Below are 24,204 nucleotides of genomic sequence, written 5' to 3'. Positions count from 1 at the left end.
TTGTGCCGATGGTTCACGAAAAGTCCTCCTTAATCGACGCGCCTGCAGCTGAGCATCCCCGCCCAGCAGCGGCGGCGACCCTGCTGGCGCTGGTGCATGCCCAGGGCGAAGTCGAGCGACTGAGCGAACGTGAGCAATTGCTGAGCTCAATGCTGGTCAGCGTGAATGCTGTGCTGTGGGCCATCGATTGGGAAACCCGCCGCGTGCTGTATGTGAGCCCCGCCTACGAACGCGTCTTCGGGCGCTCTGCCGGCCTGCTGCTGGCCGACCACCGGGAGTGGCGCAACAGTATCCACCCCGAAGACCTCGACTACGCCGAACACAGCCTGGCCCGCGTGCTGGAACAGGGCGCCGTGGAAGACCGCGAGTACCGCATCATCACCGCCGACGGGCAGATTCGCTGGTTGAGCGACAAGTGCTACATCAACCAGCAGGTCGAGCCCGGCGAGCCACTGATCGTGGTGGGCATGGCCGAAGACATCACCGAAAAGAAACAGATGGAGCTGGAGCTGCACCGCCTCGCCACCACCGACGTGCTGACCCAGAGCAGCAACCGCCGGCACTTCTTCGAATGCGCCAACCAGGCCTTCGACAGTGCCTGCGCACAAGGTGCCCCGCTGGCCTTTTTGCTGCTGGATATCGATGACTTCAAGGACATCAACGACAGCTACGGCCACCTGGAGGGCGACCAGGTACTGCGGCGTATCGCCGAGAGCGGTCGAGGGGTGCTGCGCCGTGGCGACCTGTTCGGACGCATCGGTGGCGAAGAGTTCGCCGCCGTACTGCCTGGTTGTGCGCCGGAGATGGCGTTGCAAGTGGCCGAGCGCCTGGGCCGGGAGATCCAGGAGCTGAGCTTCAGCTACGAAGGCCAGGCTTTCAGCGTGACCATCAGCCAGGGCCTTGCCAGCCTCACCGAGCGCGACTCGACCCTGGACAGTCTGTTCGCCCGTGCCGATGCGGCCATGTACGAGGCCAAGCGCCTGGGCAAGAACCGTGTGATCGCGGGCTAGGAGTCGACACTGCTCAAATGTGGGAGGGGGCTTGCCCCCGATAGCAGGGGGTCAGCCAGCACATGGGTGACTGATACACTGCCATCGGAGGCAAGCCTCCTCCCACATTAGGATTTGCGTACTCGAGTCAGCTCCGAAAAGCCCAGCTTGAGCAATCGCGCCGTCTTGCCCGCCGCCAGCTCTTCCAAACCTTCATGTTCAGTCAAACGCGCCATCTGCGCCGCCAGGTTCACCACCAGCGCATCCCGCGCATACACACCGCCCTCCAGCGAGTAGATCGCCGCAATCAACTGGCGCAGCTCCAGCGGCAAACGCCAACGCGCGCGCAGTGCCGAGCCGTAGGCGGCGCCAAAGGTGTAGAGGGATTCGCCAATCGCTTCGTCATCCAGCTCGCCGCCACCCTGGCGCCAGTCCTCCAGGCAGCGTAACAGCGCCAGGTCGCCCAGCCGATGGAGGATACCCGCGCTGTAGCAGCGCTCGTGATCCAGCTCCAGCATGCGGGCCAGGCGCCGGGCGTAGTCAGCGGTGTCCTGGGATAATTGCCAGTGCCGCTCGGCGTAGGCGACCAGCGCCGGGTCGCTCAGTACCACGTTGTGCTTGAGCGCCAGCCCGAGGATCAGGTTCATGCTTTGCCCCGGCACCAGCTTGTGCAGGGCGCCGGGCAGGGTCTGCACCGGTGCGCCGTGATGGCCTGCACTGTTGGCAGCGGCGATGAGCACGGCGGTGATTTGCGGGTCCATGCGCACCTGGTCTTCCAGATGCTTGAGGTCAAGGCTTTCCGGCCCGAGGCTGTGTTGCACGGCGGCTTTCACATCGACCCGCAAGGGCGCGCCATCGCACACTTCGCGGCGCCGCTCGAGAAACACTGGCAAGGTCATGCCGGGCGCCAGCGGTGGGATCTCGCAGTACACCGTTTCGCCTTCGTTGAGCAGCAGGTCCTGCAGGCGCTGGGTCAGGCCTTCCATGTTCAAGGGTTTGGTCAGGTACGCCGTGGGCGCCAGGGGCAAGGCTTCGCGCACGCTGGCGCTGTCATTGCGACTGCTCAGCAGAATGAACGGCAGAAGCGGCGAGCGGCGCTTATGGCGCACACTGCGCAGAAGGCTCAGGCCATCGATACCGGGCAACTCCCAATCGGCCAGGATCAGGTCATAGGCCTTATCTCGCAGCAGGGTCGCCGCTTGCTGCCCGTCCGCACACACATCCAGCCGCGCATCGCAGCGCACATTCAACAGCACTTGCTTGAGCAGGTCCCGCGACCAAGGGTCCGCCTCGGCAATCAACACGCGGGGTACAGCGGGTAAATCAACAGCAGTCATCCAGCACGCTCCATCGGCAATGCTTGCAACCTTAGTCAATGGAGCCGCCTACGTACAATGAACACGACCTGAATGTGCGGCAATGGGCGTAAAAAAAACCGCCGAAGCGGGTTTTTTCTGTCGAACAGGTCAACTTTCTCTTACAGCTCGGAGAAGCACTCTTCGATGATCGCCAGGCCTTTGTCCAACTGTTCGTCCGGCGAAGTCAGCGGGACCAGTACGCGCAACACGTTGCCGTAGGTGCCGCAGCTCAGCAGGATCAGACCCTTGTCACGCGCCTTGGCCACCACGGAAGCAACAGCCGCCGCATTTGGCTTGTGGGTGTCGCCGTCATCGAACAGCTCGACCGCGATCATCGCGCCCAGGGCACGTACTTCGCCGATCACCGGGTACTTGGCCTGGATGGCTTTGAGACCGGTCACCAGACGCTCGCCAACTGCCTTGCAGCGGTCCAGCAGGTGCTCTTCTTCGAACACTTCCATCACCGCCAGCGCAGCTGCGCAAGCGATCGGGCTACCGGCGTAGGTGCCGCCCAGGCCGCCTGGCGCGATGGCGTCCATGTATTCGGCCTTGCCGCACACACCGGCCAGCGGGAAGCCGCCGGCGATGGATTTGGCAAAGGTGGTCAGGTCGGCGGCAACGCCCATCTGTTCCATGGCGAAGAAAGTACCGGTACGGCCGGCGCCGGTTTGCACTTCGTCGGCGATCAGCAGGATGCCGTGCTTGTCGCACAGTTCGCGCAGGCGCTTCATGAAGGATTTCGGCGCGACGTAGAAACCGCCTTCGCCCTGCACCGGCTCGATGATGATGGCAGCGATATCACGCGGCTCGGCATCGTTCTTGAAGATGCGTTCGATGCTGGCGATGGCGTCGTCGTCGCTCACACCATGCAATTCGTTCGGGAACAGAGCGCGGAACACGCCGCCTGGCATCAGGCCCATGCCGGCCGAGTAAGGCACGACTTTACCGGTGAGACCCAGGGTCATCATGGTGCGGCCGTGGTAGGCGCCGGTGAAGGCGATCACGCCGGCACGGCCCGTGGCGGCGCGGGCGATTTTCACGGCGTTTTCCACAGCTTCGGAACCGGTGGTGACCAGCAGGGTTTTCTTGGCGAAATCGCCTGGGACCCTGGCGTTCACTTTCTCGCACAGTTCCACGTAAGGCTCATAGGCCAATACCTGGAAGCAGGTGTGAGTCAGCTTGTTCAGTTGCTCGGTCACAGCGGCGATGATCTTCGGGTGCACGTGGCCGGTGTTCAGCACGGCGATACCGCCGGCGAAATCGATGAACTCGCGACCTTCAACGTCGGTCACGGTGGCGTTCTTCGCGGATTCGGCGAAGATCGGGTGAATCTGGCCAACACCGCGCGGTACAGCGGCTTCGCGGCGTTTCATCAGGGATGCGTTGGTCTTGCTCATAAAGTCCTCATTCGCCACTCATCGGGTGGCGTGGTCCAAGGAATACGTGGCGGGGAGGCAACTACGGCAGCATGCGATGATCGACTGCCACAGCTTTCCCGGCCACTACGAATTACGCGATGGAACACGCAAAGGGTCAGCGCTCTCGTGCCCTTTGCGTTTGCTGCAATCTCTTGCCGGGTCAGATGCCCAGGCAGAGGTATTTGATTTCCAGGTAATCCTCGATCCCGTACTTGGAGCCTTCACGGCCCAGGCCCGAGGCCTTGATGCCGCCGAACGGCGCCACTTCGTTGGAGATCAACCCGGTGTTGACGCCAACCATGCCGTATTCCAGGGCTTCAGCCACACGGAACACACGGCCCAGGTCGCGGGCATAGAAGTAGGACGCCAGGCCGAACTCGGTGTCGTTGGACATCGCGATCACTTCGGCTTCGTCTTTGAAGCGGAACAACGGCGCCAGTGGGCCGAAGGTTTCTTCCTTCGCCACGGCAGCGTCTTTCGGCACGTCGACCAGGATGGTCGGCTCGAAGAAGTTACCTTCCATCACTTTGCCACCGGCCAGCAGCTTGGCGCCTTTGCTCAGGGCGTCAGCGATGTGTTCCTGCACCTTGGCCACGGCTTTCTCGTCGATCAGCGGGCCAGTGGTGGTGCCTTCTTCCAGACCGTTGCCGATCTTCAATTTGGCCACCGCCACTTTCAGCTTCTCGGCGAACGCGTCGTACACCGAGTCCTGGATGTACAGGCGGTTGGCGCAGACGCAGGTCTGGCCGTTGTTGCGGTACTTGGAGATGATCGCGCCTTCGACGGCCTTATCCAGATCGGCGTCGTCGAACACGATGAACGGGGCGTTACCGCCCAATTCCAGGGAAACTTTCTTGATGTCCTTGGCGCATTCGGCCATCAACTGGCGACCGATTTCGGTCGAGCCGGTGAAGGACAATTTACGCACGATCGGGTTGCTGGTCAGCTCACCGCCGATGTCGCCGGCACTGCCGGTGACCACGCTCAACACGCCTTTCGGGATACCGACACGGTGCGCCAGTTCAACCAGGGCCAGGGCCGAGAACGGGGTTTGCGAAGCAGGCTTGATCACCATGGTGCAACCGGCGGCCAGGGCCGGGCCGGCTTTACGGGTGATCATCGCGGCCGGGAAGTTCCACGGGGTGATCGCGGCGGTCACGCCGATCGGCTGCTTGATCACGATCAGGCGCTTGTCCGGCTGGTGGCCCGGGATCACATCGCCGTAGATGCGCTTGGCTTCTTCGGCGAACCACTCGATAAAGGAGGCGGCGTAGACTATTTCACCCTTGGCTTCGGCCAGTGGCTTGCCTTGCTCGAGGGTCATCAGGCGACCGAGGTCTTCCTGGTTTTCGATCAGCAGTTCGAACCAACGGCGCAGCTTATTCGCGCGCTCCTTGGCGGTCAGTGCACGCCAGGCCGGCAGCGCCTTGTCGGCGGCTTCGATGGCGCGGCGGGTTTCAGCGGCGCCCATCTTCGGCACGGTGCCAAGAATCTCGCCCGTGGCCGGGTTGTTGACCTTGATGGTCTGACCGTTGTCCGCATCGACCCAAGCGCCATCGATAAAGGCTTGCTGGCGGAACAACTGGGTATCTTTGAGCTGCATGTCGGGTTTCCTTAACAGCACCGCGCGCACGCGGAGCGAATTAGAGTTGTTGAAAGGCGCCTTGTGGGCTGCCGTCAGGGAAATCAGCCCCAGCACGCGGGATAGCGTGAATAGCGCGCGGGAGACAGAGCGTTTGAAATCTCAAACGAATCCTAGGATCAATGGGGGTACAGGGCAATAGTCTGTTCGAAAAAAAGAACGAAAACGGCGCTTTTAGTCGATCTTTCTGATCAGCGTCGTTGGCCCGGATTCTGCCCTTCCGATGGGTGGCGCCCGGCCTAGGGCCTTTATGCAGCGAATTCCTACGCTTGAACGCCCAAAGACCAGCATGGACGCCCAAGGTCGACATGGGTATGATGTCGCCCGCACAAGCATCCGTAGCTCAGCTGGATAGAGTACTGCCCTCCGAAGGCAGGGGTCGTGGGTTCGAATCCCGCCGGGTGCACCAGATACAATGAGAAAGCCCCAGGTCGAAAGGCCTGGGGCTTTTTTTGCATTTTGGGATCTGAGCTTCTTCGTCAATAAATGCTTCCAGCAAACTCCCCACGCCTCCCATTAACTCGATCCCGCAGGTTTCATGCCCCGTGTCCTCAAGATACTCTCAGGGTCCCCAGCGACTTTTATCACAACCTGCCCGAGGCCACAGATGAGTAACCTTCAGAAGCTGATAGAAAATGCAAAGTCGGGCTTATCTGTTCAAGAAAAAATCTCTGATGAGGATTGGCAAGCAATCGCTAAGCAATGCGGAGCCTCTGAAATTGTAGAGATCGAACAGCGTATTGCCAGGTTACGAGCCGAGCTGGAAACGGTTGAGGAGTGGGACGGAGATACCCAAGATGACATACATCTTGCGATTTCCAGGTTCACCCAATTACTAAAGTCCGCGAAAGCACGATAGCGATGCTAGTGGCGATGGAACCACAAGGACTCAACATGAATAAATTCCTAATAGGCTTCACTTACCACGAGCCCGAACGCTGGGAGTTGTTTCAAAAAGGCATCATTGAAGACTGCGAGTCATCCACCGGCGTTTACGTCACGGCCCCCACGTTGGGAGAGGCAATAGCTTGGACAGAACGGATTGCTGAGGAACTCCTGCGGGCATCCAATTCGGACCCTTTCCTTGACTGGAAGTCATTGGGTTACGACTGCTGGGTAGTGGAAGAGCCCAGCAACTCTGATTGGAGTCATTGCCTCGCCTTTTTCCAATCTGTCGAGACAGGCGTTTTTCCAGATATTGAGAAGATGGGGACGAGCGCATACGGGAAGTGGGTCGAAGGCTGTTGAGGTTTGCACACTTAATCCTACGAGCCTCGGTGAAACGATCTTCCTAGCCCATTACTTTTGCGACGAACAGCGTTGGATGCGTAGTGCGGGGAATTACCAGGGTGCGCCCGCAGTTGTTCGTCATCGTGGCTAAATCTAGCGCCCTCAATGAATATGAAAGGAAGCAGTACGCTGCGCCGTGTATGCCCACGTGTATGCCTAACCGAAACACTACCGGCCATCCCATTATAAACCGACACAAAAAGCCTCCAGTTCAAACGACGCCGGGGCACCATATAGCAGTCTCGGGCTGTCTCAGACGGTCTACGAAACACTCTAAGAAGCCGCCCCGTGCAGGTTTTCTTGTTTCTGGCTATATCTCCTTGCCTCTCCATATATCTTCCCTTCGTGTACTCATTCATGACCAGCCTTGACGAAATTCTTGACAGGTCTTGACGGATTTATCCGGCGTCATCAGCGGTTTGAGCGCTGTAAGCCACACAGGACAAGGCCTTGCGAGTATTCGGTTCGCCTGACCAGCACCAGCCTTGCCTAACTGGAGAGGCAGCCGTCAAGGTGGATGCTCGATCAATATCGTGGCGCGATGGGGTGGTGAGATACCGGGTCAGACAAATCCTTAGTGCGCCAGGCAATACTAGACAGGCCCTAGACGGATTATCGCCAATGGGTCTCGTCTGAATTTCCCCCAGCGCAAGCAATACGCTACCCCCAGCGTAAAAGGCTGCGTGCTGGCGAATGATGCTCGTCAAATATTCACCAGAGGGGACGACCAGTAAAATATGGACCAGAACCAGAAACTGTTCGCCTTGCCACCTCGCCAAACTGCTGATCGCAAAACTCAGCAAGACTGGCTTTTTGCCAGCAATGGGCTAGCATCAATGATTGCCACGCAGGACGTAACGTTAAAATAAGTTATTCAAAAAAACGAACACCTCTCAGGATCCTTTGGGGCACGCTGAAATTTTAATTACTGCCTCCAATAGTCAAATTTTCCTAATAAAATGCAAGGAGCGCGACATGCAATACGTAGCATGCTTAAGGGTAGGGCAAAACGATATAAAAGCTCTCATCAATTTAGAGCCTGAAAGGAGAGACGTGTTTACTCCTCTCTTGGACATGAGAGGAGATGACGACCGACACTTACAAACATTTTTGGCAAACTGGACTGATCATCCATTTTTCCTAGATATATCTAGAGTGAGAAAAGATGTTGCAGAGGATTTCATTGGAGGCAACGACCTTCATAATGCTAGTGACGCCTTTGAAAATAAACAGCAGTTTTTTCTAAACACTCAACAAACAAATAATCAAATAATCCCAGTTATTTCATGGACCGACGATGATCCGCAAAGAGACGTTATTCAGCTGGCTCTTTCTGCAGAGCGAAACTTCAACCAAATTGCAATTCGAGTCTTCTGCCCTGAAAAACCTACCCCTGCTTCTTGGGCCAGACTTTTATCAATTCTAGACTCACTAAATCTGCCTAACTTCGCGCATGTGATACTAGATTTCGGGGCAACCTCACCAACAAGTACGGCAGCAGGCTCCGAATTCAACCATTCAGTGAAACAGCTCAATGCTTACAACTTACAAAGCATAGTACTGCTTAGCACTTCATTCCCTATCGACAAACCAGCGTCTAACACCTCTCGATCTTCTGCTTGTTATGACGTCGCTTGGCAGTCAAACATTGACCGCAACGGCATAAATCCTAGCCCCACATACGGCGACTACGCGGCAACCAACCCAACCGCACCTATGGAGTACATTCCAGGGATGCCAGTACTACCATTCGGTTGTTATTACACTCCCACGGAATGGTGGCAAAGACGGAAAGGTGGAAATAAAGAATTTGCAAATTATATCGAAATAGCACAAGAGGTTAGAAACCTACCAGGTTATCATGGTGATGATTTCTGTTGGGCCACTCGTGAGTACTCCCGAATTGTCGCAACCTCTACTGGATACGGCAACAATGGAACATGGAACGGTTATAGAATCAATCAGCATATCTGCGCAATGATTTTATCTATAACCGACGACGCTAACGAAGAGTTTGACGAATTAGATTTTGACGACCTTATCTAAGAATATCGACTCTTAAGAGTTCGCAAAACGCAAGCTCTAATATCTGCCAGAGGAAGTGCGTCGCTAACTTTATGGCGCACATCCTTAATCAGATCTTTCCCGCGAACATTGATACCGAAGCTCTTAGCCAGAGAGTCGAGCTCGTCCCGCCATAAAAAACCAGTCAAATGGAATTTATCCTGCGATCTACTCGACTTAGCGCTTCTCACCATCGCCATTCCTGAATAATCGTCTACTACCAGTATTCCTACAGTGGGGATAGAGACTTCTAGCGCCTTAACTAAGTGTTTCGAATGGCAGCAAAGCCATACTTCATCAAAACAGGCTAAATAAGCTTCTTGCTGACCTCCCCACCTACTCAAAGTATCCGCGTGAGACTTTATCTCAAACGCACTCAACTTCCCGTTGGCATGAACGAGGTCAGCCCGCCTAGCCTTATCGATAAAGCAAAGCTCTTCAATGAAGACATCCTGAGCATCATGGGGCATCACTCTCGTGATCCATTGCTTAAGGAGAGGTCGTATTTCGGTTGGATTTAGCATGGCGCGATTATAGCCTTCGATTTTGAAGTCTTCACAGTAGATCTGAAAGGTGCTCGACGAGAGGGTGTCGAGCCCCTACCAAGTCGAGGAGCTATAGCATCACCAAATCTTATCGCGCCTCAGCAGGAGCCAAACCCCAGCATCGAGGAAGTCTGGTCCGGTAATACATCTGGTCGGGCTAATACGTAAAATGAATGCACCCGAATGAACACTACCCTGATCCGGGGTGCTGCTGGCGGAGGGGAGTGGCAAGAACGCCTCTGTGTGGTGGAACTGTCACACGGCGCCAGCACCATCGCCGCAAAAGTGTGGCGATGGCTGCTCAAAAGTGAGGAACGAGATAATCGGGGCACTTATGGACTGATGCGTCAAAGCATTGGTGTTGATGACCACACCTTTGCCCTTGGGCGAGTTTGTCACGATGACGTTACCGTTCGTCGAGGATAGAGCGACAAGCCAAGAAGGCTTTTTCAGCCAGCGTGAAACGGGGCAAAACGCCCCAGCAGCCAGCGCCGTGCGGGCTTTCTTGTTTCTGACGATCAGAGCAACGCCAACGTCGGCTCCCAAAGATCACGGCTAAGTGCCAATTTGGGATACGGATGCACACGACCCGCCGCCTATGCTGGGGTCGAACTCATCGAGCCTGAACCGAGGAGATCAGGCCATGATCCGTTACCTCCTGATCATGCGTATTAACCTGTAAACCGTATCCCCGGTTTATACCGCGCGACCATTGTCCATCGCATCCGTATTCTGGAGGAGCGCCAGGGTATTGGCCCTGTCTTCAATGGCAACGGGCGCAGTGAGGGTGTGAAATGGATAAGCCGCAGGAAATTGACGAGGAACATCGGCTCGCGGCGCACGCGCAAAGAATTCTAAAGAGTGGTGCGCTCGGTAAATCGCGGCAGGTCATTCGTCTTTTCGAGTTTCTCCTCGAGCGATCACTGACGGCAACCGCAACCAAAGAGGTCGAGATTGCACTCGCCGTGTTTGGTCGATCCACCAGTGTGGACCTGGCGGCAGATGCGACGGTTCGTGTGCATATTCACCGGCTGCGCAAAAAGCTGGATGCTGCACCCGCCGATGAGCGGGGCGAACGGCTTGTCCTGCCGCGTGGCGAATATCGCCTGGTCGTCGCGGCTCCCGATGAGCACGCCATGTATTCCGACCCTGTGGGCCGACGCTTCTTTGACCTTGATTGGCGGTATTTTGCCGGCGCTGCGCTTTTCCTCACATTCAACGCACTATGCTGGCTCTGGTTGGCAGGCAAGCCACCCAGTGATTCGCGTATCGAGAGCATTCTCTGGAGTGGTCTGACGCAGAGCCCAGCGCCTTTATTGATCGTGTCGGGCGATTTCTATGTATTCGGTGAACAGGGCACTGACGGTTCGATTCATCGAATGATCGCTGACGCCAGCATCGCGTCCAGCGAGGCTCTCAATCAGTACAAGCAGCGCATGCCTGGGATCGGCCAAAAGTATATCGATATGAACGCCTATCACTTGCCGAGTGGACTCGCATCGGCGCTGGTTTCGGTGACGCCCATCCTGGCCGCGACGAGGTCCGGCAACTCAAGCCTGATCAAGGATGTGACGACGTCACGTTTCACCAATCAGATGCTGAGCGATCACGATATTGTCTATGTCGGTTTACTCGACACTCTTGGCGATCTGCGGGAGCCGTTCTTCGATCTTTCCGGTTTTTCGCTGTCGGCCAGCGGCGATACCCTTGTGGATCGGGCGAGCGGCGAGCAATTTCAATCTGATTGGGCCGAACCATCCACGGAAAGAATCATGCGCCGTGATTACGCGTACGTTGCGCGCTTTCCGGGCCCCGCAGGCAATCACATCGTCGTCGTTGCCGGCATTATGGATCCCGCACTCGTAGAAGCCGCAAAGATTGCATCGGACAGTGCCGAACTGAGTCGCTTGAAGACCCAGCTCGGCAACAGCGAAGCCTTCGAAGCGATGTACGAGGTGCGCACATTTGGTCCATCGAATGTATCGGCAGAGTTGCTGATCGCCCGCCCGCTCGACGTCGGTCAGATGTGGCGTGCGAGAGGGGCCTCGCCTGGCAGTGGCGAAGCCAGGCCGAGACCTCTCAAGACCGAAGCAGCAGCTCAATAGCCACTGCGGTCAGGGATAGACCCTACGCAATGTCCACGAAAAGGTCCGCCTTGTCGCGCCGGACCTTTTCGAGGGTGACCAGCCAATCGCTATCGGTATCCCGGTAGCCCAAGGCCAAGAGAACAGCACTGTTCAACCCTTGTTCGGGAAGCCTCAGAAGCGCATTCACCGCTTGGTTGTCGAACCCTTCCATGGGCGTGGCATCGACACCCAGTTCAGCAGCCGCCAGCAGCGCGAACCCCAAGGCGATGTAGCATTGCTTGGACGCGTGGAAATACTGCTGCTCCTTGCTCATGCTGCCAAAAGAGTCGAGCAGCGATAGCCGGTAATCATCCGTGACACTGGCTGGCAGCTTGCGTATCCCATTGCTGTATTCAAAAAATGCGTTGACCCGCTCAGGCGTATATTCATCCCACGCAGCAAAAATCAATACGTGGGATGCTTGGGAGATTTGCTGTTGGTTAGCACAGATCGGCTGTAACTGTGCCTTCAACTCGGGGTTAGTGATAACCAACACTTTGAACGGCTGCAGGCCCGAACTGCTGGGGGCGAGGCGTATGGCTTCCAGGATCGGGTCGATCTTTTCCTGGGCCACCTTGTCGCCGTTGTAGCTTTTGGTTGCATAGCGCCAATGAAGGTTGTCTTGCAGTGCCATGTTGATTTCCTTGCAGGGAATTGAGCCAGCGATTGCTTGGCGTGCTTCAAGCTCGAGGTGTTTATCAAGCAGTCCGGCGCCCTCATGGATTCGGGCTCTTGCCTTCCTTCAAGTGACGCCAAAGTGTGATGAACGGATCGATATAGAAGCCCTTCAGGGTGTTGTGCGGATTGTTGGCGCCATACTCTTCGTCATTGCATCCCCAACGCCAGGACTCACCCTTTTTGGGCAAGTAGAGTGTTCCGAACATCCAATCCCAAAGCGTCAGTACGACGGCGTTGTTCTTGTCCCAGTGATGGGGTTCCATACTGTGGTGAAGGTTGTGCATGACCGGCGCCAAGACGATCCTGTTCAGCCACCCGTAGGAGATCGGCAGGTGGACGTGGGAAAACACATCTATCACGAAGAACGCTATATAGGCCGTGGTGGTGACTGCTGCCACCGTGCCAGGGTGAATGGGGCTCCCCGTTGCAAACAGTACCAACCCGGTGAAGGCGCCACCGCAAATCGCCGGGATGATATTCAGGCCAAAAAACTCGATGGGGTGCTGTCGGAAGAGCGTCCAGGGCGTGAGTGTTTCAGCGGTATGGTGAGGTTTGTGAAGATGCCACAGCAGTGCATTGGTATGGCACCAGCGATGCACCCAATACCCTACGAAGTCGACACTGAGGAAATAGACTAGAAACTGAACCGAGACGAGCAGCCAGGTCGACGTGATCACGGGATCCCGGGCGCCGAACTCCGTGGTGAGATAAGCGCCAACATTGTCAGCGATGGCGATGCCATTGATGGCGATGACACCGACAAGGGGAAAACCGAGCATCAGCAGGATAATACCGTTCCACCTATCCACGCGCGATGAGGGGTGGTCGTATTGCTCCTTGGGAAAGGCTGCGTTAGTTAGAGAGCGCAGGGTCAGAGGTCCCTGCCACTTTTGCGACAGGATGAACAGCACCGCGATCACTGTGACGAAAAGAGGCAGCCCAAAGGCCCATAAGCTGATTATTTCCAGTGTCGGTTCGTAGAACGCGACAATTGATTCCCAGAGTTGATGAATCGTCATCGTATATGCCTCGCCATTTATTGTTTTGTTATTGTTTTGAGGTCATGGACAACCTCGTATTTTCCTTCTTTGCGTGCAGGCCCGGTCAGTAGGCTTGTTTCAACGGGCTGCTGGGATAGTGCATATGACGTCATGCCGGTGACCAGTTGAGTAACGGTTAATTAACGGTACGTAGAAGGTTACTTCCATCGAAATTTTCGTAAAAAAATCATTCGAATCAGTGAGATAACCTTAGGGATATTCTCCGCGGCAAAACGCGCTTGCTTCCCGGCCAGGCATAAAAAAGCCCCAGTTCTTTCGAACTGGGGCTTTTTTGCGATTATCGATCTAGTGCTTTTGCAACGCCTCCAACAGCGCTGGCAAATCCTCCTGCGGAAAACGCTCATGCAATACCAGCAGTTGCTCATCCGCCGCCTTGGTGTGCCCCGCCAGGCGCAGGTTCACGATCTCCTGTAACCCCTCCTGCAACGTTACCGGCGCACGCTTGCTGAATTTGGCGCTGGACTCATCCGCCATCGAGCCCATGACTTGCGTGCTCTCTGCCTGGGGCGCGGCGGCCATTCGGGCCACGGGGGCAGGCGCGGACATCGCGGGTGCCGCGGGGCGCGGTGCTTCGTCGTGCAGCGCAGAGAAGGTCGCGGTGGAAATGTCGGGCTGCGGCACAGGCGAGCGCATCACCACGCCGATCATCAGGGCCAACCCTGCAACGGTGGCGAATGCCATCTGCCAGCGCGGCCGTTGGCAGGCTTGCAGCCAGCGTTGCCACAGGTTCGGCTGCGGCGCCGGGGCTTCGCGGCGGGCGGCGTTGAGGATGAAGGCGTCGAGGGACGCCGGCGGCTCGACGGAGCTGTGTTGACGATAGTGCTGGAACAATTCGTCGTCGGAATCTGGAGTGTTTCGGGAGTCGATCATGCGGGTATCTCCTCGGCCAGCAGGCGGCGCAGTTTCTGCTGGGCGTAACGCAGGCGGCTTTTCACGGTTTCCAGCGGGGCGTTGGTGAGGGCGGCGATTTGCGGCACTTCGAGGTCGCCGTGCAGGCGCAGCAGGAAGACTTCGCGCTGGTCTTCGGGCAGGTCTTGCAGCGCGGCATCGAGCCGCGCCTGGTCGCGGCTCAGGCTCAGTTGTTGCTCGGGGCCGGCGCTGTCGTCGGCCTGGGCATGCAATTGTTCGTCGTAGCTGTCGTGCAATGGGTTATGGACGCCGTGCTTGCGCCAGTGGTCGATCAGGCGGTTGCGGGCGATCTGGAACAGCCAGGTGCGAAAACTCGCCCGGCCTTGTGGCTGGGTGGCGCTGCGGATCAGGCTGAGCCAGGTCTCCTGGTAGATTTCCTCGGCCAGTTCGGCCTTGTTGCTCAAGGACACAAGGAATCGGTACAGGCCCTGGCGGTGCCGCGCGTACAAGGCTTCGAACGCGGCGCTGTCGCCGGTGCGGTAGCGGGCCAGCAGCGATTCGTCGCTGGGTAGATCATCTGGAACAGCCATGTAGGGGGCGAACTCCTTTTTATCAGCCGAAGCTGGTCTAACTGTGGGAGGGGGCTTGCCCCCGATAGCAGTGGGTCAGTAGCACACTTGATACTGATACACCGCCATCGGGGGCAAGCCCCCTCCCACATTTGATTGTTGTCATGGCTGTGATCAGGGTTTGAGGCTTTGGGCCAACTCCACCAGCTGCACGAACTCGTTGCGCAAGCCGAACGGGTCATCGCCCCGGGCCGAGCGGGCCAGTGCGGCGGTGTCCTGCAGGCTCATGCTGCCAGTGTAGCGGCCATCGTTCTTGAGCTGTTGGGCAAAGGCAGCCACTGCCGCCGCAAAGCGCAGGTCGTCGCTGGCTTTGGAGGGTTCCTGGCTGATGGGCCGTTCGATCAGTTGGCTGGCACCGCCCGCAGCAGGTTTGTAGCGCACGCGCAGCATCGCCAGTTCTGCTGATTTATCCCCGGCCAGAGGCGCAGTGGTGTAGCGCAGAGGCTCCAACCACCCCTTCTCGCCCTTCGGCACAATTTCGTACAGTGCCGTGACCGTATGCCCTGCGCCAATCTCACCGGCGTCGACCTTGTCGTTATTGAAATCCTCACGCTTCAAGGCGCGGTTTTCATAGCCCAGCAAGCGATATTCGCTGACACGCGCCGGGTTGAATTCCACCTGCAACTTCACATCCCGCGCGACCACGGCCAAGGTCGAGCTGAGCTGATCCACCAGCACCTTGCGCGCTTCGCGCAGGTTGTCGATGTAGGCGTAGTTGCCGTCGCCGGCATCGGCCAGTTGCTCCATCAGGTGTTCGTTGTAGTTATCCACACCGAAGCCCAGGGTGGTGAGGGACACGCCGCTCTTGCGCTGTTCGACGGCCATTTGCTTGAGGCTGTCGAAATCACTGATGCCCACGTTGAAGTCACCGTCGGTGGCCAGCAGGATGCGGTTGATACCCTTGTCGATAAAGCCTTCGCGGGCCATCTGGTAGGCCAGTTCGATACCGGACGCGCCCGCCGTGGAGCCACCGGCGGTGAGTTGGTCGATGGCGTTGCGGATCTTGGCCTTGTCGCGCCCGGAGGTGGGCTTGAGCACTATTCGGGATTCACCGGCATACACCACCAGCGAAACGTGGTCCTGGTCGCGCAATTGATCCACCAGCAACTTCAGCGTGCTTTTCACCAGCGGCAAGCCTTCGCGGCGGTCCATGGAGCCGGACACATCCACCAGGAACACCAAGTTGGCCGGTGCCAATTGCGCCACGGCGCGGTCGGACGCCTTGATGCCGATGCGCAGCAACTGGGTATGCGGGTTCCACGGTGTGGCGGCGACTTCGGTGGTCACGCCAAAAGGCGAGCCATCGGTGGGCAGCGCGTAGTGGTAGGGGAAATAGTTGACCATCTCCTCCAGTCGCACGGCGCCTTCGGGCGGCAGGCTGCCTTGGTTGAGGAAACGCCTGACGTTGGCGTAGCTGCCGGTATCGACGTCGACGCTGAAGGTGGAGAGCGGCGTTTCAGCCACACGGTGCACCGGGTTGTCCGGCAGGTTTTCGTATTGCTCGCGGGGTTCGCTGCGGTAGTCCATCGCGGCTGACTCCTGCATACGCATCGGTGCAGGCATTGCCATGCGTTTGACCAACGCACCCTGGGGTGACGCGCTTTGCAGCTCGGCGACGGGCTCGGCCGGTTTGGCCAACTCAGGGGATGAGGACAACCCACAACCGGCCAACGCCACCACCATGGTAACGGCAAAGCCTTGGGCGGCAGGACGCAGGAAAAACAGAGGGTGGGACATGGGCTGAACCTCGTGAATGAAATGATCCGTTCACAAGGTCAGACGCGAGGTGCGGGATGTTCGGGTTAACCCTGATTCAAATAACAGTCCAACTGTGGGAGGGGGCTTGCCCCCGATGGGGTGGGTCAGTCAAACATGTACTGACTGATCTACCGCTATCGGGGGCAAGCCCCCTCCCACATGAACTCAGTCCGTGCCGTACTTCGGGTTACGCGGACCGTACAGGATCCCCGCACGTTGCCCCGGTGACAGCAGGCGCGCACTGGTGATACCGGCAATCGGGTGCGCCGCATCGGTGGAGCTGTTGATCACCTGCTTGACCGCCGCCGTGATCAGCATGCCGATGAGGCCGCCGCTGTTGTTGTTGCCCTCTTCGCTGGACGCTCGCGCCGAGCCGGTCCACAGGGTGGTGCCGGTGCGCAGGTCCACCAGTTTGGCCGAAGCCGTCACGGCGGTGTCGCTGGAGATCAGCATGTACTTGGTGCCGTACTCGGTGACGGTGATGTACAGCGCGGCGTCCGCGCCGAAGATGTCATGCAGCTTGGTCGGTGGCAGGGCCTGGATGTCGTTGGCGGTGGTGAGGCCGTTCTGGCGGAAAGTTTCGTCCACCAGGGCAATCGGCAGCACGTAGTAGCCGGCTTCCGCCAACGGGTAGGTCACTTGCGAGACCAGGCTGTAGGACGCCTGCACTTCGGGCGATTCATTGAGCGGCGGTAGTACCAGGATCGACTTCGGTCGTGCCTGCTTGTACGCCGTGTAATCAATGGTCTTGGGGGCTGCGCAACCGCCGAGCAGGGCCAGGGCCAGCAAGGCGCCCGTAAGTTTCAACAGGCTCATTTAGTGGCGACTCCGGTCTTGGCGTTTTTCAGCAGAAAGTCCATGTACGAGGCGGATTCAGGGAACAGCGCCTTCTCGGTGCGGAACTCCTGCACCATCTGGTCATCCTTGCCCATGCTCAGGTACAGCATGCCCAGGTGGGCGTGATAACCCGGCGGGGCCTTGCGGCCGCTGGCGTTGATCTTCTGCAGATCGCGCTCCAGTGCCTCGACCTGCGCCTCCTTTGGCTCACCCTTGAAGTATTCGTAAACCTGCGGCTGATAACTTTCCCATTGATACAACGGCTGGGGCGCGGTTTGGCACCCGGCGACCGTCGCCACTGCTGTCAGCATCAGCGCCAACTTGACTGCCTTGCTCATCCTTGTACTGCTCCTTGAGGTGCTGCTGATCAGTTGCGCGGGTTCCAGGCGCCGGCATTGATGCCGTCGACGAGGCGGTTGATGGCTTCGCGCATGGCCAGGTCGAGGACCTTGCCATTGAGGGTGGAGTCGTAGCTGGCGGTGCCGCCGAAGCCGACCACTTCACGGTTGGACAGCGCGTACTCACCGGCGCCCTGGGTGGAATACACCACTTCGGAGGTGCTGATGTTGACGATATTCAACGCGACTTTGGCGTAGGCCACTTGGGTCTTGCCACGGCCGAGAATGCCGAACAGCTGGCGGTCGCCGGTTTCCTTGCGGCCGAACTCGGTCACGTCGCCGGTCACCACGTAGTCAGCGCCCTTGAGCTTCTGCACGGTGCCTTTGATCGCGGCTTCCTGGGAGATTTCGCCCATGTTGTCGCGGTCCAGCACGCTGAAGCGGTTGGTCTGCTGCAGGTGGGTGATCAGGATGGTCTTGGCCTGGCCGCCGAGGCGGTCGACGCCGTCGGAGAAAATGCCGCGCATGTAGCTGGAGCGGTTGTCGAACTTGCCTACGGCAATCGGCACGCGCACGCCGGAATAAGCGACGTTGGCGCTGGCGACTTGTTCCACCGGCATCGCGCGGTTGCTCTCCGTGGCACAACCGGCCAAGGTCAGCAGCGCTGCGGCGGTGAGGCCGGACAGCAGGATTTTGGACAGTGTGTTCACAGGGTGCTCCTAGGTAGAGAAATCCAGAATGATCGCGATGACCGCTTATCGAGCAGGAATATCACGCAGGTCATCGATGATGTAGCGGCTCAAGCCGTCAGTGAAATGTCGCTCGACACTGGCGTTACCGGTATTGGTGATGATGCCGCCGAGGGTCTTCCATTGTTGCGCCTGGCCCACCCAGTTGTTGGGCACCAGGCCTGATCGGCCCTGGCCGAAGTGCAACACCTCGGCCCCGGCTTTCTTGACCTTGACCTTGTAGCCGAAATCGATGCTTTGCAGGATGGTGCCGTCGTCGATCACCAGATTGCTCAGCCCGCCATTGGAGTCGATGATGTGGCGCACATAGACGATATCCACGTCCAGCAAGTAATCGGCGGTTTCCTTACTGGCGGCGTAGCGCTTGGCCTTGAGCAAACGATCGACCAGGTCGACGCCCAACGCCTTGCGAACATTGTCGTCGGCCATGAAGTGTTTGCTTTTACCCCTGACCTCAACGTCGAAGTTGTCGAGCCAGTAGGTAGCGGTCTTGGGAATAGTCACCGGCGCCGGGGAGATGTAATACGCCGGCTTGGAGGCACAGCCCGCCATGAGGCAGGCGGCGAGAAATACGGCAAACACGCGCATGTCTGAATTCGTCCCTGAAAAGTATCGTGCTTTAAACAATCGCGGCATTCTACGGAGTTGAAAGGCGTTCTCAAGTTGTTTTAAAGCCTGAGCGGCGCCGTTTTGCTGGCGTTCTGCCCTGCAAGCCCGGCAAACAACGCTAAGGCCTTGTCCGCAAAAAGAAAGAGTGATGGCTCTAAGCTATCACCCTGCCTACGTATTGATCACAACCGTCTTGGCCAACATATCGCCCAAACGACGACGCATGCCGAACAACACAAAAAGACCATCCAATACGCTGAACAGCAATTTCGGCGCATTGCGCAGGAACGACTGGAACAGCGTGCAGTTCATGGGGTACGGGTACCCCACCACCGCCGTGCGGCATACACGCTTACCCAAGCTCTGGCCATTGGGCAGCGCATCGCAGAACAAGCCGTACCCGAAGGCCAGGAACAACAATGCGTAGTGCAGGCCATTGAGCAATGCCGAGCCTGCTGCGGCGTCCAGATAGACAGAGCCCAGGCTTCTGTTCAAAAACAGCAGGAACAACACCACGGCCATATCGATGAAATAGCCGAGTAACCGTCTGAACGGGCTGGCGAGGTCCCAGGTTTCTTTAGTCGCTACTGAGTCGTTCATAACGTCCTTACCCTCTGCCATTGTCATAAATATCCGCGAGGCTGCGAACGCTGGCACAGTCGATGACCCGTGCAGCCAGGCGACGACCGATGCTGGCCAGGACGGTCGGGCGTTCAGGGGTGTTGCTTGCATCCATACGGTGTTGCTCCAGATTCAAGGTGTTCGTGTCTGCGTTGAATGTGAACGGCCCATGGCATCATGGCTCCAGCCCTTCAATTCAAACCGACCTTGAGAGACCGCTCGGACGACCAGGAGTCCTGGCCTGCCTGCAATAGCGGCTCGGCAGGAATGCGGTATTGAACGAATGCGTTGACCACGGCCTGGTCTACCTCGGCGTTGCCCGAGCTTTCGATCAATAGGATTTTCGGCACATTCGAACCCGACTGGCCTTGCACTTGCAGCGTCACCGGCTTGCTCGCGCTGCCGCGTTTGATTTGCTTGTTCAAGGCAATCTCGATGTCCAGTGCCGTACGATTGAGGCTCTTGCGACTGGTGTCAGCCCAGACCTCGTTGTAGCGCTTTACCTGTTCAGGCGTCAGCACCGGTCGTTGAGCGCGAATGCGCTGAAGGCCCTTCCAGGCAACATCGCCGGCATGCTGGCTGGCCTCCACGTAATACATCATGGCCCCGAACAAATCCTGCGGGCCACCTCGACCCTCTTCCATCAATCGGGCCAAGGCGAGTTTGCTTTTATCGCTGTCGCTGTTGGTCAGCGCCAACTGATAAAGCCGTCGCGCCTCCACATCGTTGCGCACTTGCCCGTGGCCCTCCTCGGCCATGCGCGCCAGCCTTTCGTAACCGACGCCATCCACGGCGGCAACGGACTCATAAAGCGATCTGGCCTTGGCAAAATCTTGTGGCACGCCGCCACGACCGGATTCGTACAAACCACCGAGCGCAGTCTTACAGCGCACGTTGCCGTTATCGCTGGCTTGACGAATGAACTGAACCTGATCGGCTGTGGGGCTTTTCTCGCCCTCGGACAGCATGCATTGAACGTTGGCCAGACTCTGCTCAAAGGAGCTTGGCGGCCTGGAAGCTTGACACCCGGTGACGAGGCCGGTGATTGCCAGTAGAACAATTGCTTTTTTCATGTGATGCGTCCGTGGAATCGGGAAACAGGGGCAGGCCAGCATTAACGCACGCGCTGGCTTATTTGAGCTCTTTCACCAAATACCCACTGGAGATCTGCGTAATCCCCGTGAGCGCGCGGCGCAACGCCTCGGGGTCGGTGCGATAGGTGAGCGGCGTGTAGCCGTAGACGTTCTGGCCATTGAACGGCGTGACCGCCTCGCTGGTGCGCCAGACCATTTCATCGCCGCGATTCATCTGCGCCACCACATTGAGGGTGGGGTACACCACACTGCTGAACCCTTGGGTCAAGCGAAAGCCCCACTCGGCCACGGTCAGTTGGATCTGCGCATCGGCGGGTTCGTCGTCACCCACCACTTTGAGGGTTGAGGTCTTGCCCAACGCATCGATAAAGCCCTGTTTGAGCAACGCGCCCAAATCGATTTTTTCAGCGTCCATCACCGTAAGGATCGCTACCGGCGTCGGCATCTCGGCCAACTGTCCAAGTTTCATGCCGCCTGCAAACCCGGCGCCGCTCAACGCCGCCGTGCCCAACCTGGAAGCACCGCTGGCCATGCCAACGCCCGCGCCAAGCCCGGCCCCCAATGCTGCGCCCCAGGCTTGCTCACGGCCCATGTAGACCATCTGTTGCGACTCCCACTTTACCGGCAACACCTTGACCGTCTTGATCTGGGCGCGGTGTTCGGGCGTAAGGGGATGGCTGACACAGCCGCTGAGGATAAGGGTGGCAAAGAGGATGAAGAGGAGGTTTTTCACATCAGTCCTTGAAGGTTTGCGCAGGGTGAAAAATGACGGCCTGCCGGACCTGGAGCCCGGCAGGCTTCAACGGTTTAACTCACTTGCTTTCTTTTGCCACGGTGCCCAGGGACGCATCCTTGACCAGGTAACGGCCTTCGAGGTCGCTCAGCACTTTAAGGCTGTTGCGTGCGATGGCGAAGCCCATGTCGACTTCCTGCTTGAGGTAAACCACCTGACCCGCCTTGACATCAATCGGCATGTCCGCCCAGTTTTCAGCCTTGGAGCTGATCACGTGCTTGCCCGGTGTCACGAAAAAATAGATGTACTGGTTACCGCGGTTGTAACCCATCTCCGAGTCGGCTTCCTTGTCATCCAGGAACACGTTGAAGCGAACCATCATCCCCACGTTGCTCGGACGCACCACATACACCAAGCCTTTATCGGCGACAGCAGCCTTAGGCAACGAATAGTTCGCCACATCGGCCTGCATCTTCTCCACCGACGGCGTCGAGGAGCAGCCAAACAGCGTGGCCAGCGACAGAGCAACAGCGGCTTTGCAGAACAACTTGATCATGTATTTCTTCCTTGTGGGTAGCGGTGGAGCGGCTTCGAAAACGCCGGCGACGGCCGGTTCACCTTTTCCTGATGCGTTTGGCCATCGCCAGTGTGTCGGCAGTGGGTGGCGTTACATGAGGCATTGTGCCATCACTGTGATCCCGTGTGCGGTTTTGTACAAAATGCGGTCTGGCCCGGATTTTCTCCTGATCGGCAAGTAATTATTAAATGAGACTGTCCCCTCTTTTGCGGAATTTGCCGCAGAAGCCACTTAGGTGCCCCTACCGAAATCCAATAAAAACCCCGATAAATAAATAACCAATGACACGCTCGCCAGGGCTGCCCGCCCTGCGGGGTTTGCATTTTGGGGAAATAGGGGTCAGACCACTATTCTTCTACTCTTCTATTCTTCTACTTTTTGAGATCACACTTTTTGGGCGCCCTGACACACCCTGCGAAACTCGTTTACCTAATGCCTGCTCAATCTCGGCCGCAAATTTCTGATCGCCCAAAACGTAATTACCGTTTGTAGAAAATCGAATTTTCTCTATCAACTCAGTTGAAAGCCGATCCTTGAATAAAGACCGGTAGGATTCGGCTCGTTGCATGGTGCTACTACCTAACTCTCTATAGACCGCATGTGGGCTTAAAAAGCTTGATGGCTCGCCCTGTGCATTTGCCCTGTAACTGGTCCAGCGATAGTCGCCCGGATGAGCAACCATGCCCGCTCTAACCGGATTCATTTCGATATATCGATAGCAAGCTAAAACATAGTTGTCTTTTTGAACCAGACAGGAACGGAAACGTCCTTCCCACAACGTGCCCGTTCGTTGATAGGTTCGATTGATGTATTGAACGTAGCGCTGCCCCAGCCCTTTCATAAGTAGACCAGCCCCTGCGAAGCAGGTGGGAGTCAACAACAAGTGAACGTGATTTGTCATCAAGCACATTGCGTGAATTTTACAGCCATACAATTCAGCAAGCAGGTCTAATTTATCAATGTAGAAAATATAGTCTTCGTCTGAATAAAAACACGCAGACCGGTTGTTTCCCCGCTGAATAATGTGCAACGGGATATCCGGCAGTATAACTCTAGGACGGCGAGCCATATAAACCCCCAAATGAATAAGAGCTTACAGCTTAGCCGCCCATCACCAGGCCAACAAAATCGAATAATTACAAAAAATAAATCATATTTTAAAAGAGCAATTCCGCTGAACTCTAAAAAGCGCAAAACCGTGGTCTGACCCCTATTTTCCTTAAATGAGACTGTCCCCTTTTTTTGACTGACCCCTATTTTTCCTTTTTTTATCAACCTAGTAAGATATCCTGAGTATCAACGGTCTCCACAGAACCATCAGTGACTAGAACCCCCAAGCCAAGCTGCGGATCAAAATTCGCATCAAAAATAAAACCAATTTGACGCATTCCCGCGTCAAAGGGAGACAATACTTTAATACACTTCAGAGTGACCAAGTCCCGCATATGATCAACTGCATGGGCGTTAGGGGCTTTGATATCAACCTCATCAGCATCAAAGCTATCTCGGTATTCCTCAGATCTACATATGTAATAGCTAAAGATAGCCTTTTCTACGGCCAAAGAGACGACAGCTTTATTTGAACTAAACTCTCGAAACGCAAGTCTCTGAATATCAGAGATAGAATCACCATCAAAAGTTTGGACAATGAGTTCAACCTCACACAAACGTCCAAAAATAAACACTTCACACAATCCTGTCCAAGCCTCGTCAAAATGCAGCTCACCAAAATCTCTATCTGATATAACTGTCATTTCTTAAGCGCCTCTAGCAAACTTTTCTCAGCGATTCCGCCAAGATGGCCATATTTCAAACCAAAATCCATCGAACCGACCTTGCCAGTATGGATAAACGAGGGCACCAACTGCAGTGTTCGCATATCTTCAACCTCATGCCACGTATATTTCTCTTCTCTAATAAACCGAGCCACATCAGCTTCTTTAATACCCAGTTGACTCGCCAACATTTTGTTAGACGCGGGAAAATTAGCATCCCTCAGGGTCTGACCCCTATTCCGTGTATTCCGTTTTAATTTCAACGCCGCCCAGTTTCGTATTTAAGCAAACCTTGCTCCTCACGCGCCTGTAAATAATTAGCCATACGCTGAGCTTCGACTCCATTAAAAATAGGTAAAAATAGGAAAAATAGGGGTCAGACCACCAATATACATTGGTGCACTAATCGTGGTCTGCCCCCTATTTCCCCGCAGACCGGTTGTTTCCCCGCTGAATAATGTGCA

The 24,204-nt window shown here is 56.8% G+C and carries 26 protein-coding genes and 1 tRNA gene; 6 read left to right on the top strand and 21 right to left on the bottom strand.

Going from position 1 to position 24,204, the window contains the following annotated elements:
• The first annotated feature begins 8 nt into the window (after nucleotides 1-8).
• Nucleotides 9-1,010, top strand: coding sequence for a sensor domain-containing diguanylate cyclase (locus LUU92_RS00925; protein ID WP_071489763.1), 1,002 nt, complete (start codon nucleotides 9-11; stop codon nucleotides 1,008-1,010).
• A gap of 107 nt (nucleotides 1,011-1,117) precedes the next feature.
• Here LUU92_RS00925 and LUU92_RS00920 read toward each other — a convergent pair whose 3' ends face one another.
• From LUU92_RS00920 to gabD, 3 genes are all read right to left on the bottom strand, one after another.
• Nucleotides 1,118-2,326, bottom strand: coding sequence for an HDOD domain-containing protein (locus tag LUU92_RS00920; RefSeq protein WP_257103024.1), 1,209 nt, complete (start codon nucleotides 2,324-2,326; stop codon nucleotides 1,118-1,120).
• 140 nt (nucleotides 2,327-2,466) lie between these two features.
• Nucleotides 2,467-3,744, bottom strand: coding sequence for a 4-aminobutyrate--2-oxoglutarate transaminase (gene gabT / locus LUU92_RS00915; RefSeq protein ID WP_071489761.1), 1,278 nt, complete (start codon nucleotides 3,742-3,744; stop codon nucleotides 2,467-2,469).
• A gap of 181 nt (nucleotides 3,745-3,925) precedes the next feature.
• Nucleotides 3,926-5,368 carry an NADP-dependent succinate-semialdehyde dehydrogenase gene (gene gabD, locus LUU92_RS00910; protein WP_257103023.1) on the bottom strand — a complete coding sequence of 481 codons (1,443 nt, stop codon included), beginning with the start codon at nucleotides 5,366-5,368 and terminating at the stop codon, nucleotides 3,926-3,928.
• A gap of 371 nt (nucleotides 5,369-5,739) precedes the next feature.
• Here gabD and LUU92_RS00905 point away from each other — a divergent pair.
• The 4 genes from LUU92_RS00905 (at nucleotide 5,740) to LUU92_RS00890 (ending at nucleotide 8,743) form a co-directional block, all read left to right on the top strand.
• Nucleotides 5,740-5,816 (top strand) — tRNA-Arg (locus LUU92_RS00905).
• A 198-nt stretch (nucleotides 5,817-6,014) separates the two neighbouring features.
• The gene (locus LUU92_RS00900; protein WP_257103022.1) at nucleotides 6,015-6,266 is read left to right on the top strand and encodes a hypothetical protein; all 252 of its coding nucleotides are present in this window, start codon (nucleotides 6,015-6,017) and stop codon (nucleotides 6,264-6,266) included.
• Between the two features lie 35 nt (nucleotides 6,267-6,301).
• Nucleotides 6,302-6,655, top strand: coding sequence for a hypothetical protein (locus tag LUU92_RS00895; protein ID WP_257103021.1), 354 nt, complete (start codon nucleotides 6,302-6,304; stop codon nucleotides 6,653-6,655).
• A 1,017-nt stretch (nucleotides 6,656-7,672) separates the two neighbouring features.
• Entirely contained in the window at nucleotides 7,673-8,743 is a 1,071-nt protein-coding gene (locus tag LUU92_RS00890) for a beta family protein (protein ID WP_257103020.1), read from the top strand.
• On the opposite strand, the gene LUU92_RS29060 is transcribed toward LUU92_RS00890, so the two are convergent.
• Nucleotides 8,740-9,285: a sce7726 family protein gene (locus tag LUU92_RS29060; RefSeq protein WP_371322029.1), complete on the bottom strand. Its 546-nt coding sequence runs from the start codon at nucleotides 9,283-9,285 to the stop codon at nucleotides 8,740-8,742. The genes LUU92_RS00890 and LUU92_RS29060 overlap by 4 nt on opposite strands.
• An 815-nt stretch (nucleotides 9,286-10,100) precedes the next feature.
• Here LUU92_RS29060 and LUU92_RS00885 point away from each other — a divergent pair.
• Nucleotides 10,101-11,411, top strand: coding sequence for a helix-turn-helix domain-containing protein (locus tag LUU92_RS00885; RefSeq protein ID WP_257103019.1), 1,311 nt, complete (start codon nucleotides 10,101-10,103; stop codon nucleotides 11,409-11,411).
• A gap of 22 nt (nucleotides 11,412-11,433) precedes the next feature.
• On the opposite strand, the gene LUU92_RS00880 is transcribed toward LUU92_RS00885, so the two are convergent.
• The 17 genes from LUU92_RS00880 to LUU92_RS00800 form a co-directional block, all read right to left on the bottom strand.
• The gene (locus LUU92_RS00880; protein ID WP_257103018.1) at nucleotides 11,434-12,066 is read right to left on the bottom strand and encodes a nitroreductase family protein; all 633 of its coding nucleotides are present in this window, start codon (nucleotides 12,064-12,066) and stop codon (nucleotides 11,434-11,436) included.
• A gap of 82 nt (nucleotides 12,067-12,148) precedes the next feature.
• A complete protein-coding gene (locus tag LUU92_RS00875) occupies nucleotides 12,149-13,129 on the bottom strand; it encodes a sterol desaturase family protein (protein ID WP_257103017.1) in 981 nt (326 codons plus the stop codon).
• 327 nt (nucleotides 13,130-13,456) lie between these two features.
• Entirely contained in the window at nucleotides 13,457-14,041 is a 585-nt protein-coding gene (locus LUU92_RS00870; RefSeq protein WP_257103016.1) for a hypothetical protein, read from the bottom strand.
• The gene (locus LUU92_RS00865; protein WP_058426352.1) at nucleotides 14,038-14,610 is read right to left on the bottom strand and encodes an RNA polymerase sigma factor; all 573 of its coding nucleotides are present in this window, start codon (nucleotides 14,608-14,610) and stop codon (nucleotides 14,038-14,040) included. The genes LUU92_RS00870 and LUU92_RS00865 overlap by 4 nt, the downstream gene beginning before the upstream one ends.
• A 153-nt stretch (nucleotides 14,611-14,763) precedes the next feature.
• On the bottom strand, nucleotides 14,764-16,386 hold the full coding sequence (locus LUU92_RS00860) for a vWA domain-containing protein (protein WP_257103015.1): 1,623 nt from the start codon (nucleotides 16,384-16,386) through the stop codon (nucleotides 14,764-14,766).
• Between the two features lie 186 nt (nucleotides 16,387-16,572).
• Nucleotides 16,573-17,223, bottom strand: a complete 651-nt coding sequence (locus LUU92_RS00855) for a DUF799 domain-containing protein (protein WP_248485625.1) — start codon at nucleotides 17,221-17,223, stop codon at nucleotides 16,573-16,575.
• Complete coding sequence (locus LUU92_RS00850; protein ID WP_025855472.1) at nucleotides 17,220-17,582, bottom strand: DUF4810 domain-containing protein; 363 nt, start codon at nucleotides 17,580-17,582, stop codon at nucleotides 17,220-17,222. The genes LUU92_RS00855 and LUU92_RS00850 overlap by 4 nt, the downstream gene beginning before the upstream one ends.
• Nucleotides 17,583-17,611: 29 nt before the next feature.
• Entirely contained in the window at nucleotides 17,612-18,292 is a 681-nt protein-coding gene (locus LUU92_RS00845) for a CsgG/HfaB family protein (protein WP_257103014.1), read from the bottom strand.
• Between the two features lie 45 nt (nucleotides 18,293-18,337).
• Entirely contained in the window at nucleotides 18,338-18,919 is a 582-nt protein-coding gene (locus tag LUU92_RS00840; RefSeq protein WP_257103013.1) for a hypothetical protein, read from the bottom strand.
• Between the two features lie 192 nt (nucleotides 18,920-19,111).
• The gene (locus LUU92_RS00835) at nucleotides 19,112-19,540 is read right to left on the bottom strand and encodes an RDD family protein (RefSeq protein ID WP_248485623.1); all 429 of its coding nucleotides are present in this window, start codon (nucleotides 19,538-19,540) and stop codon (nucleotides 19,112-19,114) included.
• Nucleotides 19,541-19,547: 7 nt separating this feature from the next.
• The gene (locus LUU92_RS00830; RefSeq protein WP_257103012.1) at nucleotides 19,548-19,676 is read right to left on the bottom strand and encodes a hypothetical protein; all 129 of its coding nucleotides are present in this window, start codon (nucleotides 19,674-19,676) and stop codon (nucleotides 19,548-19,550) included.
• A 76-nt stretch (nucleotides 19,677-19,752) separates the two neighbouring features.
• On the bottom strand, nucleotides 19,753-20,634 hold the full coding sequence (locus LUU92_RS00825) for a tetratricopeptide repeat protein (RefSeq protein WP_257103011.1): 882 nt from the start codon (nucleotides 20,632-20,634) through the stop codon (nucleotides 19,753-19,755).
• A 58-nt stretch (nucleotides 20,635-20,692) separates the two neighbouring features.
• Nucleotides 20,693-21,388 (bottom strand): hypothetical protein, encoded by a 696-nt coding sequence (locus tag LUU92_RS00820; RefSeq protein WP_257103010.1) that lies wholly within the window; start codon nucleotides 21,386-21,388, stop codon nucleotides 20,693-20,695.
• Nucleotides 21,389-21,467: 79 nt separating this feature from the next.
• Nucleotides 21,468-21,860 carry a DUF2846 domain-containing protein gene (locus LUU92_RS00815; protein ID WP_170856112.1) on the bottom strand — a complete coding sequence of 131 codons (393 nt, stop codon included), beginning with the start codon at nucleotides 21,858-21,860 and terminating at the stop codon, nucleotides 21,468-21,470.
• A gap of 460 nt (nucleotides 21,861-22,320) precedes the next feature.
• Nucleotides 22,321-23,034 carry a transposase gene (locus LUU92_RS00810; RefSeq protein WP_083351519.1) on the bottom strand — a complete coding sequence of 238 codons (714 nt, stop codon included), beginning with the start codon at nucleotides 23,032-23,034 and terminating at the stop codon, nucleotides 22,321-22,323.
• A gap of 202 nt (nucleotides 23,035-23,236) precedes the next feature.
• The gene (locus LUU92_RS00805) at nucleotides 23,237-23,719 is read right to left on the bottom strand and encodes a DUF6985 domain-containing protein (protein WP_071488112.1); all 483 of its coding nucleotides are present in this window, start codon (nucleotides 23,717-23,719) and stop codon (nucleotides 23,237-23,239) included.
• The gene (locus LUU92_RS00800) at nucleotides 23,716-24,003 is read right to left on the bottom strand and encodes an HNH endonuclease (RefSeq protein ID WP_257103009.1); all 288 of its coding nucleotides are present in this window, start codon (nucleotides 24,001-24,003) and stop codon (nucleotides 23,716-23,718) included. Before LUU92_RS00800 ends, LUU92_RS00805 begins: the two co-directional genes overlap by 4 nt.
• Nucleotides 24,004-24,204: the final 201 nt, after the last annotated feature.

Origin of the sequence: Pseudomonas extremorientalis, assembly GCF_024584605.1 — a bacterium.
GTDB classification, from domain to species: domain Bacteria; phylum Pseudomonadota; class Gammaproteobacteria; order Pseudomonadales; family Pseudomonadaceae; genus Aquipseudomonas; species Aquipseudomonas extremorientalis.
Note: the sequence above shows the minus strand (reverse complement) of the source record. Positions and strands in the feature narration are given on the sequence as shown.

Coding starts and splice junctions, on each gene's coding strand:
- LUU92_RS00815 (WP_170856112.1), bottom strand. CDS start 21,860: ATGCAGGCCGATGTGGCGAACTATTCGTTGCCTAAGGCTGCTGTCGCC.
- LUU92_RS00825 (WP_257103011.1), bottom strand. CDS start 20,634: ATGAAAAAAGCAATTGTTCTACTGGCAATCACCGGCCTCGTCACCGGG.
- LUU92_RS00885 (WP_257103019.1), top strand. CDS start 10,101: ATGGATAAGCCGCAGGAAATTGACGAGGAACATCGGCTCGCGGCGCAC.
- gabT (WP_071489761.1), bottom strand. CDS start 3,744: ATGAGCAAGACCAACGCATCCCTGATGAAACGCCGCGAAGCCGCTGTA.
- LUU92_RS00805 (WP_071488112.1), bottom strand. CDS start 23,719: ATGACAGTTATATCAGATAGAGATTTTGGTGAGCTGCATTTTGACGAG.
- LUU92_RS00900 (WP_257103022.1), top strand. CDS start 6,015: ATGAGTAACCTTCAGAAGCTGATAGAAAATGCAAAGTCGGGCTTATCT.
- LUU92_RS00920 (WP_257103024.1), bottom strand. CDS start 2,326: ATGACTGCTGTTGATTTACCCGCTGTACCCCGCGTGTTGATTGCCGAG.
- LUU92_RS00895 (WP_257103021.1), top strand. CDS start 6,302: ATGAATAAATTCCTAATAGGCTTCACTTACCACGAGCCCGAACGCTGG.
- LUU92_RS00880 (WP_257103018.1), bottom strand. CDS start 12,066: ATGGCACTGCAAGACAACCTTCATTGGCGCTATGCAACCAAAAGCTAC.
- LUU92_RS00865 (WP_058426352.1), bottom strand. CDS start 14,610: ATGGCTGTTCCAGATGATCTACCCAGCGACGAATCGCTGCTGGCCCGC.
- LUU92_RS00850 (WP_025855472.1), bottom strand. CDS start 17,582: ATGAGCAAGGCAGTCAAGTTGGCGCTGATGCTGACAGCAGTGGCGACG.
- LUU92_RS00925 (WP_071489763.1), top strand. CDS start 9: ATGGTTCACGAAAAGTCCTCCTTAATCGACGCGCCTGCAGCTGAGCAT.
- LUU92_RS00835 (WP_248485623.1), bottom strand. CDS start 19,540: ATGAACGACTCAGTAGCGACTAAAGAAACCTGGGACCTCGCCAGCCCG.
- LUU92_RS00870 (WP_257103016.1), bottom strand. CDS start 14,041: ATGATCGACTCCCGAAACACTCCAGATTCCGACGACGAATTGTTCCAG.
- LUU92_RS00860 (WP_257103015.1), bottom strand. CDS start 16,386: ATGTCCCACCCTCTGTTTTTCCTGCGTCCTGCCGCCCAAGGCTTTGCC.
- LUU92_RS29060 (WP_371322029.1), bottom strand. CDS start 9,285: ATGCTAAATCCAACCGAAATACGACCTCTCCTTAAGCAATGGATCACG.
- LUU92_RS00840 (WP_257103013.1), bottom strand. CDS start 18,919: ATGCGCGTGTTTGCCGTATTTCTCGCCGCCTGCCTCATGGCGGGCTGT.
- LUU92_RS00890 (WP_257103020.1), top strand. CDS start 7,673: ATGCAATACGTAGCATGCTTAAGGGTAGGGCAAAACGATATAAAAGCT.
- LUU92_RS00830 (WP_257103012.1), bottom strand. CDS start 19,676: ATGGATGCAAGCAACACCCCTGAACGCCCGACCGTCCTGGCCAGCATC.
- LUU92_RS00875 (WP_257103017.1), bottom strand. CDS start 13,129: ATGACGATTCATCAACTCTGGGAATCAATTGTCGCGTTCTACGAACCG.
- gabD (WP_257103023.1), bottom strand. CDS start 5,368: ATGCAGCTCAAAGATACCCAGTTGTTCCGCCAGCAAGCCTTTATCGAT.
- LUU92_RS00810 (WP_083351519.1), bottom strand. CDS start 23,034: ATGGCTCGCCGTCCTAGAGTTATACTGCCGGATATCCCGTTGCACATT.
- LUU92_RS00855 (WP_248485625.1), bottom strand. CDS start 17,223: ATGAGCCTGTTGAAACTTACGGGCGCCTTGCTGGCCCTGGCCCTGCTC.